Origin of the sequence: Halochromatium sp., assembly GCF_046541315.1 — a bacterium.
GTDB lineage: Bacteria > Pseudomonadota > Gammaproteobacteria > Chromatiales > Chromatiaceae > Lamprobacter.
Window position 1 is genome coordinate 1 of record NZ_JBKHDN010000084.1, and the last position, 11,222, is coordinate 11,222.

Genomic DNA, 11,222 nt, shown 5'->3' on the forward strand with positions numbered 1-11,222 from the left:
GCTGCTACGCGTGCTAACCGCGGTGAGCGGAGCCCTGGCTACACGACCTCTCATTCAACCATTAACCCGGCACCGTCGGGAAGCCAGCGCGCGGCCCCATCTCGAAGCGATCGCGCGCATACAGCGGCGGCGATTGCATGTAGATCGCCACCAGCTCGGCAACCGATTCCAGCGCCTCCTGATGGATGCGCTCATAGCCGTGCGAGGCATCGATGCCGAAGGTGACCAGCGCCGTGCGCACATCGTTGCCGGCCTCGAGCGCTGCCGCGCTGTCCGAGCGGTAGTACTTGAACACATCGCGCTGATGCGGGATATGGAACTCTTGGCAGATCTGGATGATGCGATGGGTCAGGTGATAGTCGAAGGGCCCGCCCAGATCCGCCATGCAGATGGTGGCGCCGAACTCGCTCGAGTTCTGACCGGGCGCGGTGGTGCCATTGTCGATGGTCAGCATCTCGGCGACATCCTTGTGCAAGGCCGCCGAGGCGCCGGAGCCGACCTCCTCCGAGATGGTAAACAACGGATGGCAATCGACCGGCAACCGCACTTCGCTCTCCTTGACCGCCTTCACCGCCGCCATCAACAGCGCCGCGCCCGCCTTGTCATCGAGATGCCGGGAGTTGATGAAGCCGGTCGCGGTGATCTCCGGCGCGGTATCGATGGCGATGAAATCGCCGACATGCACGCCAAGCTGTAACAGGCCCGGCAGATCGAACACCCGCTCGTCGATGCGAAACTCGACATGATCCCAGCCGCCCTCCTGCTGATCGATCTCGGGTCCGAAGGTATGCCCCGAGGCCTTCAACGGCAGGATGGTGCCACGGTGCTGACCGATATCGGTGAACAGCGTGCAGCGCGCGCCCTCGGCAAAACGCGAGTTCCAGTGACCGACCGGAACCAACTGCAAGCGCCCGTTCGGCTTCAGCGCCTTGACCATCGCCCCGAGGGTGTCGATGTGCGCGACGAGGGCCTTGTTCGGCCGCGCCGCCTCGCCCTTGAGCGTCGCCCGGATCGCCCCACGGCGGGTCAGCTCGAAGGGCACGTCGAGGCGCTCGAGTTCCTCGCAAACGATATGGACGACCCGATCCGTGTAGCCGGCGGGACTGGGCGTGAAGAGGAGTTTGAGGAGGATATCGAGCAGGTACTCGGTATCGATACGAAGATGCTTCAAGCGCTGAGCTCCCGGGCTGCGGTCTGCGGAAAGAGCAGGTCGACGAAACGCTCGGCGGTGGGCTGGGGCTCATGGTTGGCCAGCCCGGGCCGTTCGTTGGCCTCGATGATCACATAATCGGACGCGGTCACATCCGGCACTAGAAAATCCAGGCCCGTGACCGGAATGTCAAGCACCCGCGCCGCTTTTGCGGCGGCCTGAGCCAGTGCCGGACTCAGCGAACCGGTGACATCATGGATGGTGCCGCCGGTGTGCAGATTCGCGGTTTTGCGCACCACCAGCGTGCGCCCGTAGGGCAACATATCCTCCATCTTGAAGCCGGCCTCGCGCACGCAGCGCTCGGTTTCGTCGTCGACCGGGATACTCGACTCGCCGCTGGTTGCCGCGCGCCGGCGCCGACTCTGGATCTGGATCAGCTCACCGATATTGTGCGCGCCGGTGCCAACGATCTGCGCCGGCTTGCGGATCGCCGCCGCCACCACCTGAAAGTCGATGACGATGATCCGCAGATCGGCGCCGGTGCAGAATTGTTCCAGGATCACCGTCTCGCAGATCCGGCGCGCGTTTTTGATCGCGCGCTCGAGATCGCTCGGAGCGCGGATATCGACACTGATGCCGGCGCCTTGTTCCCCCCGGGCCGGCTTGACGACGACGCTGCCGTGCCGGGTCAAAAAGGCCTCGGCCTGATCCAGGGCCTCGTAGGTACATTGGTCCGGCACCTTGAGGCCCGCACGACGCAGCAAGCGCTGCGTCACGACCTTGTCGTCGCAGCGGCTCATCGCCACCGCCGTGGTCAGTTCGCTCAAGGACTCGCGGCAGACGATGCGCCGGCCGCCAAGCCCGAGCGCAAAGTAACCGGCCTCGGCATCGATGACCTCGATTCCGATCCCACGCCGGCGCGCTTCGTTGACGATGATCGCGGCATAGGGATTCAACTGCGCCGCCGGCTGTTTGCCGATGAACAGCGGCTCGTTATAGGCATTCTTGTTCTTCAGCGCGAACACCGGGACCCGCTCGAAACCGAGTTTCTCGTAGAGTCGGATCGCGCCCTTGTTATCGTGCATCACCGACAGATCGAGGAAGGCGCGCCCGCGCGCCTGATAGAACTCGATCACCTGTCGCACCAGCGCCTCGCCGATGCCAGGATACGGCGCCTGAGCGTCCACCGCCAAGGCCCACAGACTCGCGCCGCGCTCGACATCGCCGAAGGCCTCGACATGATCGACGCCATTCACGCAGCCGAGAATGCCGCCGTCCTGCTCGTCCTGCGCGACCCAGCACCGGACCACGCGCGAGGCGCGCTGGCGCCAGACGAACTCGGCGCTCGGCGGCACCATGCGCCGCGAGGCGTAGAGCCGATGCACGGCCTCGGCGTCGGCATGGTTGTTGAGCAGGCGCAAGACGAAGCCCTTGGGCCGCCGGTGCGAGTATTGATAGCGGTCGAGCCACAAGCGAAAGGTATGCGAGGGGTCGAGGAACAGATCCTGCGGCGCGTAGGACAGCACCACGTGCGGATCGCGCAGGTACATGGCCACGTCCCGTCGGCCGGAGCCTTCCTCTTGCAGACATGCGGCGAGCTTCTGCGGGTCATTGAAGGTCTGGCCGAAGATCAGGCGTCCCCAGCCGCAGTCCACGGCGGTCTCCGACCAGATCTCGTTCTCGTGTCGGCGCTTGTTGTCCCAACTGCTGACCGACTGCGCCCGCCGCCGTTCGAGCCGGTGATGGATGTGCTCTCGCGTGCTCATTGCGCTGTCCCCTCGTCCGGTGTTGTTCTCTGACGTCAGATCCCCTGCTCTTGCAGCCACAGCTCCAGCAGCGTCACCTGCCACAATTTGGAGCCGCGCAACGGCGTGATGTGCTCATCTGGTGCATCCAGCAGCGGCTGCAGATAGGCCGGTTGGAACAGCTCGCGTTCGCGCGCACGCTGGCTGAGCACCGTCTCGCGCATCATCTCGAGCACCTCGCCACGCGGGTACTTCAGGGCCGGCACCGGGAAATAGCCCTTGGGCCGGTCGATGACCTCACGCGGGATGACGCGCCGCCCGACCGCCTTGAGCACACATTTCCCCTCATCGCAAAGTTTGTGCCGCGCCGGGATCCGCGCCGCCAGCTCGACCAGCTCATGGTCCAGGAAGGGCACGCGCGCCTCCAGGCCCGCCGCCATGGTCATGTTGTCGACGCGCTTGACCGGGTCATCGACCAGCATGATCTGCTGATCGATGCGCAGCGCCTTGTCGACCGCCGCCGCGGCGCCCGGCATCGCGAAGTGCTCGCGGATGAAGGCGCGGCTGTGATCCTCGCCGTGCAGACGCGGATGCACCGCTTGCAGATACTCGCCGTGCTCGCGGTCGCAGAACACGCGCGCATAGTCCGCAGCCGGGTCCTGGCTGTCGAGCATCGGCGGATACCAGTGGTAGCCGCCGAAGACCTCGTCGGCCCCCTGCCCGCTCTGCACCACCTTGACGTGCTTGGCGACCTCCTGCGAGAGCAGGTAGAAACCGATGACGTCATGGCTGACCATCGGCTCGGACATCGCCCGCACGCAGCCCGGCAGGCTCGACAGCAGTCGGTTGCGCGAATCGACCTGAATCTTGTGATGCTCGGTCGCATAATGCTTGGCGATGATGTCCGAGTACTGGAACTCGTCGCCGGCCTCGTCGCCGACGCTCTCGAAGCCCACCGAGAAGGTGTTCAGCCCGTGCTGGCCTTGCTCCGCCAGCAGGCCGACGATCAGGCTCGAATCCAGCCCGCCGGAGAGCAGCACGCCGACATCGACGTCGGCCACCAGGCGCCGGTCGACGGCGGTGCGCAAGGCCGCCAGGACCCGATCCTGCCAGTCCTCGAAGCTCAGCGCCTGCTCGTCGGGGCTGGCGACGAAGCTCGGCTGCCAGTATTGATGCTCGCGCACCTGGCCATCGGGCTCGATCGTCCGGATGGTCGCCGGCGGCAGCTTGCGCACGCCGCGCAGGATGGTATGCGGTGCCGGCACCACCGCGTGGAAATGCATGTAATAGTGCAGCGCCACCGGGTCCAGGTCGGTGTCGATGCCGCCGCCGGCGAGCAACGCCGGCAGGCTGGAGGCAAATCGCAAGGCGCCGGGCCGCTCGGCATAATAGAATGGCTTGATGCCGAGCCGATCGCGCGCCAAGGTCAGACGCCCGCTGTCGCGCTCGGCGATGGCGAACGCGAACATGCCATGGAACCGCTGCACACAGTCGGCGCCCCAGGCGTGGAAGGCCTTGATGATCACCTCGGTATCGCTGTGCGAGAAGAACCGATAGCCCTTGCCGCCGAGTTCTTCACGCAGCTGTTTGTAGTTGTAGATACAGCCGTTGAAGGCGATGGTCAGCCCAAGCTCGCTGTCGATCATCGGTTGATTGCCATGCGGACTGAGATCGATGATGCTGAGTCGGCGATGGCCAAGCGCGACCTGGGCCTGCTGAAACAGGCCGCTGCCGTCGGGTCCGCGCGCTTGCATGCTCGCGTTCACGGCAGCCAGCGCGCCAAGATCGATCGGCTGACCATCGAAGCGGATCTCACCGCAGAATCCACACATCTGGAAATCCTCGAGGCTGGGAGTCTTCGGAAGGGCGCGCGCGCATCGGCACGCACGCGGTCGCGACACGGACCGCGGCGGCCGGACCCAGGGCCTGGCGCGTCGCGCCCGCAACGGGGTGGCGGAGATCGAATGACGCGACTCCGGTCGTTTCGATCGCCCGAGCGCGGCCGCAGTCACGACCCCCGACCCGGAACGCTCGACGTTCGGGCCAGTGTAACGAATCCGCTGACGACCTTCCATCGGACTGGGCTCGGCGCCCTTGAGCGCGCGTGCACGCGCGGCAGCGCTTCGCGCCTTCGGCGGGCGCGCGCGGCCCGCTTGGCGCGCTTGGCACCCTGTCGATGTTGCCGTGGCGCCTGCCCAGCGATGGCCGCCTGGTCGTCTTTCAAGGCGAAGACCCCTACTCTTCGCTAGCACTCATACCGATCGCCCCAGCGGGGGCGCATCGCCGAACGAACAAGGACAACGAAAGAATGCCCGCACCCACCCATCTCTCGCGCGTGACCGATGCGCACTGCGCCGACAGCTTCGAGCCCATCGACGAACAAGAGGTCTATGACGCGCCCAAGGAACATCTCGTCCATGAACTGCTGAGCCAGCTCGGCGAGGACCCTGAGCGCGAGGGGCTCAAGCGCACCCCGCTGCGGGTCGCCAAGGCGCTGGATTTCCTCACCAGTGGCTACGCAATGTCGGCCGAGGACATCATCAAGAAGGCGCTGTTCGAGGAGGATGTGCGCGAGATGGTGGTCGTGCGCGGCATCGAGTTCTACAGCCTCTGCGAACACCATCTGCTGCCCTTCTTCGGTCAGGCGCATGTGGGTTATCTACCCAACGGCAAGGTCGTCGGTCTGAGCAAGATCGCCCGCGTCGTCGATGTCTTCGCGCGGCGGTTGCAGGTGCAGGAGCGCCTGACCAGTCAGGTCGCCGATGCACTCATGAGGCATTTGGGCGCGCACGGCGTCGCGGTGGTGATGGAAGCCAGCCACACCTGCATGATGATGCGAGGCGTGCAGAAACAGAACAGCACGACGATCTCGAGCGCGATGCGCGGCACCTTCGAGTCCGATGCCCGCACCCGCGCCGAATTCATGGGGTTCCTGGATCGCTAGCGGCGGTTGATGCGCGATCCTGGCCAGTCAATCAGCGGTCACCCGTCAGTCACCCATCAGGCCGGCCCAAACCACTCACGGGATCAGCATGAAACTCTTTAGCTGCACCAACTGTGGCAACATCCTCTACTTCGAGAATGTCAGCTGTACTCAATGCGGTCTGCCGCTCGGTTTCCTCCCGGATCGCCTGCGCCTGGCGCCGCTCAAGGAGATCGGTCAGGGCCGCTGGCAGCCGGTGGGCGAACCGGTCCGCTATCGGATGTGTCCCAACTATGCGAATCATCGGGTCTGCAACTGGATGGTCGAGGCCGACAGCGAGCAGGTCTTCTGCGTCGCCTGCGACCTCAACGGCACCATCCCCGATCTCGCGGTCAGCGGCAATCAGGAGCGCTGGCGAGCGATGGAGACCGAGAAACGGCGTCTGATCTACGCGATGCTGCAACTCGATCTGCCGGTGGTCCCGCGCCGGCTCGACCCGGCCGGCCTCGAATTCGCCTTCCTCGCCGACGCCCCGGCCAGTTTCAACGAGCGCGACCGGGTGATGACGGGGCATGCGCAAGGGCTGATCACGATCAATCTCGCCGAGGCCGATCCCGCCGAGCGCGAACGCATGCGCGAGCAGATGGACGAGCCTTATCGGACCATCCTGGGTCATTTCCGGCATGAGTCCGGCCATTATTACTGGGATCGCCTGATCCGCGACAGCGACTGGCTAAAGCCGTATCGGCGGCTGTTTGGCGATGAAACCCGGGATTATGCGCAGGCCCTCGATCGGCACTATCGGCAAGGTCCGCCGTCCGACTGGCCCGAGCGCTTCATCAGTGCCTATGCCAGCATGCATCCTTGGGAAGACTGGGCCGAAAGCTGGGCGCATTATCTGTTGATGGTCGACGCCCTAGAGACCGCCTATCAGTTCGGCCTCAGCATCCGCCCGCGCGCCGGCAACGACGACTCACTGGATGTCGAGCCGGATTTCGACGCCTACCGGGCCAGCTCCTTCGACAGCCTCCTCGGGCACTGGCTCCCGCTGACCCTGGCCCTCAATAGCCTCAACCGCAGCATTGGCCATGAGCACGCCTATCCCTTCGTGCTAGCGTTGCCGGCGATCGAGAAGCTGCGCTTCGTTCATCGCGTGGTGCACGCGCGCGCATCGAGCGGCCTCCAACGCAGATCCAGCGTATAGGGATGCTCGCCGGCCGGCTCCTCGGGCGGCGGATCGATGTCGCCCGGCGTGTGCCCCATGTGCCGGAAGCGCGCGATGCGCCGACTCTCGGCCTCGTAGCTGTTGACCGGGAAGCGCGCCTCGGCGCGACCGCCGGGATGCGAGACGTAGTAGCTGCAGCCGCCCAGGCTGGCCCGGTTCCAGAGATCGACCACATCGAAGATCAGCGGGCCCTGCGCCGGGATCATCGGATGCAGGCCCGACGGCGGGCTCCAGGCCTTGAAGCGCACGCCGGCGACAGACTCGCCCTTGCGCCCGGTCGGGCGCAGCGGCAGACGGCGGCCATTGCAGCTGACGACATGGCGGCTGTCGGTGAGGCCGTTGACCTTGATCTGCATCCGCTCCACCGCCGAATCGACAAACCGGGCCGTGCCCTGCGCGGTGACCTCCTCGCCGAGCACATGCCAAGGCTCGATCGCGCCGCGCAGCTCGAGCCGGATGCCATTGGCGGTGACCAGATCGCCATAGTGCGGAAAGCGGAACTCGAAGAAGGGATCGAACCAGGCCGACTCGAACGGATAGCCGGCGCGTTGCAGATCGCAGATCACGTCCTCGAAGTCCTGGCGGACGAAATGCGGCAGCAGGAAGCGATCATGCAGCTCGGTGCCCCAGCGGATCGGCGCCCGGGTATAGGGCTGCGTCCAGAAGCGCGCCACCAGCGCCCGCATCAGCAGCATCTGCGCCAGACTCATGCGCGCATGCGGCGGCATCTCGAAGGCACGGAACTCGACCAACCCCTGCCGACCGCTGGCCGAATCGGGCGAGTAGAGCTTGTCGATGCAGAACTCGGTGCGATGGGTGTTGCCGGTGACATCGACCAGCAGATTGCGCAGTACCCGGTCGACGATCCAGGGCTGGGTCACCTGCCCGGCCGGCATCTGCTGGAAGGCGATGGCCAGCTCGTAGAGGCTGTCGTCGCGTGCCTCGTCGACCCGCGGCGCCTGGCTGGTCGGGCCGATGAAGGTGCCGGAGAACAGATACGACAGGCTCGGATGATGCTGCCAATAGGTGATCAGGCTCTGGATCAGGTCCGGCTTGCGCAGCAGCGGGCTGTCGGCCGGCGTCGGCCCGCCCAGGGTCACATGGTTACCGCCGCCGGTGCCGGTGTGGCGGCCATCGAGCATGAACTTCTCGGTGCCGAGCCGGGTCTGGCGTGCCTCCTCGTAGAGGATCTGGGTGTCGCGCACCAGCTCGTCCCAGGAGCTGGCCGGATGCACGTTGACCTCGATCACGCCGGGGTCGGGCGTTACCGCCAACTTCTGCAGGCGCGCATCGCGCGGCGGCTCGTAGCCCTCGATGATGATCGGCTGCGCGGTCTCGGCAGCGGTCGCCTCGAGCGCGGCGACCAGCTCCAGCCAGTGCTCGAGATGCGTCAGCGGCGGCATGAAGCCGTACAGCCGGCCCGCGCGCGGCTCGATGCAGAGCGCGGTGCGGATCAGCTCAGCCGGATAGTCATCCGGCAGCGAGGCCTGCTCGGCGAGCGGCTGGCGGTGATCCTCAGGCACCGCCTCGCGACCATGGCGACGGGCGATCTCGTCCGGATGCAACCCCTGTTCGTTGATCGGCTGGCGCGGTTGACTCGGCTCGACCAGGCGGCTATAGCGCCGCGCGATCTCGTCGTCGCCAGCGCTCGGCACAGCGGCCGGCTGATCCGAGCGGCGGGGCGCGGCGAGTGGCGAGATCGGTTCGAACGGATCGCGCGGCGGATGGGTGTCCAGCTCGCCCTCCGGCACATAGGGCAGCGCATCCAGTGGCAGCCGATAGCCCATCGGCGAATCGCCGGGGATCAGGAACAGGTTGCCATCGCGCAGCGTCCAGCGCCCGCTGACCCAGCCGCCTTGGCGACGAGGCCCAGGTTTGCGTTCGCTCTGGCCCTCGCCCCCAGGCTGGCTCCCAGTGTCGTCCGCGCTCTGGCCGTCACTCCCGGCAATCTCCCGGCCCTGCCCGTCAAGGGTCAGCCCCGCCCAGCGCAGCGGCAGCGCATAGCCGGCGACGCGATCCAGGCCCTGGCTGAAGACCCGCGCCAGCCGGGCCCGCTCGATCGGGTCCTTGAGCTTGCTGTCGAGCGGATCGACGTTGGCCGGCAGCCGCGCCTCGCGCCAAAGATAATAGAAGACATCCTCATGCGCCGGCTGCGCATGGTCCGGATCGACACCGAGCTTGGTCGCCAGGGTGCGGATGAAACCCGCCGCCTCCTCCGGCCCCTGGCCCCGATCGCCGCGCTCGTCGCCCATCAGCGCCTCGTCCTGCCAGACCGGCGCGCCATCCTTGCGCCAGTAGCAGGACAGCGCCCAGCGCGGCAGCTGCTCGCCCGGATACCACTTGCCCTGGCCGAGATGCAGCATCCCGCCCGGCGCGAACTGGCGCTTGAGCCGCCGCAGCAACGCCTCGGCCAGGCCCTTCTTGGTCGGCCCGAGCGCGGCGATGTTCCACTCCGCGCCCTCCATGTCGTCGATCGAGACGAAGGTCGGCTCGCCGCCCATGGTCAAGCGCACATCCTGCTGGCTCAGTTCGGCGTCAACGGCATGGCCAAGCGCCTCGATCGCCGCCCACTGCGCGTCGGTATAGGGCTTGGTGACGCGCGGGTCCTCGTGGATGCGCTTGACCCGATTGTGGAAATAGAACTCGACCTCGCACTCGCCGGTGGCGCCGGTGATCGGCGCCGCCGAGACCGGGTCCGGCGTGCAGGCGAGCGGGATATGGCCCTCGCCCGCGAACAGGCCCGAGGTCGGATCGAGGCCAATCCAGCCCGCGCCCGGGATATAGACCTCGGCCCAGGCATGCAGATCGGTGAAGTCCTGCTCCGGGCCGCTCGGCCCATCGAGCGCCTTCACGTCGGCGGTCAGCTGCACCAGATAGCCGGAGACGAAGCGCGCCGCCAGCCCGAGTCGGCGCAGCGTCTGCACCAGCAGCCAGCCGGTATCGCGACAGGAGCCGCGGCCCAGGGTCAGCGTCTCCTCGCTGCTCTGGATGCCGGTCTCCATGCGCACCACGTAGCCGATCATCTCCTGCAGGCGCTTGTTCAGATCGACCAGGAAATAGACCGTCTCGCGGCGCGTGCGATCGATGCTCTCGACCCAGGCATCGAACCTTGGGCCGCGGTCCTTGATCTCCAGATAGGGCGCCAGCTCCTTGGTCAGCTGGGCGTCGTAGGCGAAGGGATAGTGGTAGGCATCCTCGTCGACGAAGAAGTCGAACGGATTGATGGTGATCATCTCGGCGATCACGTCGACCTCGATGCTCAGCGACCGCGCCTTCTCCGGGAACACCAATCGGGCCAGATAGTTGCCGAACGGGTCCTGCTGCCAGTTGAGAAAATGCTCGCTCGGCTCGACGCGCAGCGAGTAGGAGCGGATCGGCGTGCGGCAATGCGCCGCCGGGCGCAGCCGGACCGTATGCGGCGCGAGCGCCACCGAGCGATCGAAGCGGTATTCGGTCTTGTGATTGAGCGCGACGAGGATAGCCATGGACGGCAAGGCTCCGAAGAGGGCGAGCAGGCGGGATGAGCGGATTACTGTACCGTGAAATGACGCCTTCGGCGTCAGCGAGTCGTGCGCGGCCCGGGTGGCGTTCATTCGGGTTGAAGAACGGTTCGGGTAACCTGGTCGTCAGTAGAAGCATCACCGCATTGAAGGCATCGTAGCAGTCTGCTACGGAAAGGATTGCGCATGCGAGCATGCCTGCGCATCCACCCGGAGCACGTCGATGCCGAAATCCGCCTCCCCTGTCCGGCTACAAGAAGCGCTGATGCAGAACGCCACCTGGCTGCGGCGCAGCATCACCGCAGTGCCGCTGAACAGATCGAGTATTGGGCGGAACTGGGACAGCAAATCGCCGACTTCGTCGATCCGCAAAGTCTATTAGACGTCGCTGCCGGTCTGGCACGGCTGCGCGTCGAGCCGATCTTGGCTCAGCCTGTCGCTTCTGAGGCGGTCTTCGCCGCTGTGGAGTCGAATCGGCGCTCCAGGGTGCTGCCCGAGAAGGTCACTGAGGCCGCGATCCGCTATCAGGCTTCCCGCACACATCCGGGCTATCTGGAGCAGATCGACGCTCACGGCAAACACATCCTTGGCAGTTTCCGCCAGGGTGTCTTCGTCCCGCGCGACGAGCAGGCGGTTTGAACAACGGCAAACCGCTTTGGCTGTTGGTCGGTGGCAACGG

7 protein-coding genes are annotated in these 11,222 nt (G+C 66.0%); 3 read left to right on the plus strand and 4 right to left on the minus strand.

Annotation, left to right across the window (positions count from 1 at the left end):
* Window positions 1-61: 61 nt before the first annotated feature.
* From ACLFQI_RS07320 to ACLFQI_RS07330, 3 genes are read right to left on the minus strand one after another with little or no spacing between them, the layout of a single operon-like run.
* Entirely contained in the window at window positions 62-1,171 is a 1,110-nt protein-coding gene (locus ACLFQI_RS07320) for an osmoprotectant NAGGN system M42 family peptidase (protein ID WP_410758260.1), read from the minus strand.
* Complete coding sequence (gene ngg, locus ACLFQI_RS07325; protein ID WP_410758261.1) at window positions 1,168-2,916, minus strand: N-acetylglutaminylglutamine synthetase; 1,749 nt, start codon at window positions 2,914-2,916, stop codon at window positions 1,168-1,170. Before ngg ends, ACLFQI_RS07320 begins: the two co-directional genes overlap by 4 nt.
* 35 nt (window positions 2,917-2,951) lie before the next feature.
* Window positions 2,952-4,727, minus strand: coding sequence for an N-acetylglutaminylglutamine amidotransferase (locus ACLFQI_RS07330; protein ID WP_410758262.1), 1,776 nt, complete (start codon window positions 4,725-4,727; stop codon window positions 2,952-2,954).
* Between the two features lie 476 nt (window positions 4,728-5,203).
* Here ACLFQI_RS07330 and folE point away from each other — a divergent pair, with 476 nt between their 5' ends.
* Window positions 5,204-5,839, plus strand: a complete 636-nt coding sequence (gene folE / locus ACLFQI_RS07335; RefSeq protein ID WP_410758263.1) for a GTP cyclohydrolase I FolE — start codon at window positions 5,204-5,206, stop codon at window positions 5,837-5,839.
* 88 nt (window positions 5,840-5,927) lie between these two features.
* The gene (locus tag ACLFQI_RS07340; protein ID WP_410758264.1) at window positions 5,928-7,022 is read left to right on the plus strand and encodes a putative zinc-binding metallopeptidase; all 1,095 of its coding nucleotides are present in this window, start codon (window positions 5,928-5,930) and stop codon (window positions 7,020-7,022) included.
* Here ACLFQI_RS07340 and ACLFQI_RS07345 read toward each other — a convergent pair.
* Complete coding sequence (locus ACLFQI_RS07345; RefSeq protein WP_410758265.1) at window positions 6,965-10,528, minus strand: DUF2126 domain-containing protein; 3,564 nt, start codon at window positions 10,526-10,528, stop codon at window positions 6,965-6,967. The two genes, ACLFQI_RS07340 and ACLFQI_RS07345, sit on opposite strands and share 58 nt — an antisense overlap.
* A gap of 201 nt (window positions 10,529-10,729) precedes the next feature.
* On the opposite strand from ACLFQI_RS07345, the gene ACLFQI_RS07350 reads away from it, so the two are divergent.
* Window positions 10,730-11,182 carry a hypothetical protein gene (locus tag ACLFQI_RS07350; RefSeq protein WP_410758266.1) on the plus strand — a complete coding sequence of 151 codons (453 nt, stop codon included), beginning with the start codon at window positions 10,730-10,732 and terminating at the stop codon, window positions 11,180-11,182.
* Window positions 11,183-11,222: the final 40 nt, after the last annotated feature.

Excerpts from the sequence above, each read along its gene's own strand:
- ACLFQI_RS07350 (WP_410758266.1), top strand. The coding sequence starts at position 10,730 with ATGCGAGCATGCCTGCGCATCCACCCGGAGCACGTCGATGCCGAAATC.
- folE (WP_410758263.1), top strand. The coding sequence starts at position 5,204 with ATGCCCGCACCCACCCATCTCTCGCGCGTGACCGATGCGCACTGCGCC.
- ACLFQI_RS07330 (WP_410758262.1), bottom strand. The coding sequence starts at position 4,727 with ATGTGTGGATTCTGCGGTGAGATCCGCTTCGATGGTCAGCCGATCGAT.
- ACLFQI_RS07340 (WP_410758264.1), top strand. The coding sequence starts at position 5,928 with ATGAAACTCTTTAGCTGCACCAACTGTGGCAACATCCTCTACTTCGAG.
- ngg (WP_410758261.1), bottom strand. The coding sequence starts at position 2,916 with ATGAGCACGCGAGAGCACATCCATCACCGGCTCGAACGGCGGCGGGCG.
- ACLFQI_RS07345 (WP_410758265.1), bottom strand. The coding sequence starts at position 10,528 with ATGGCTATCCTCGTCGCGCTCAATCACAAGACCGAATACCGCTTCGAT.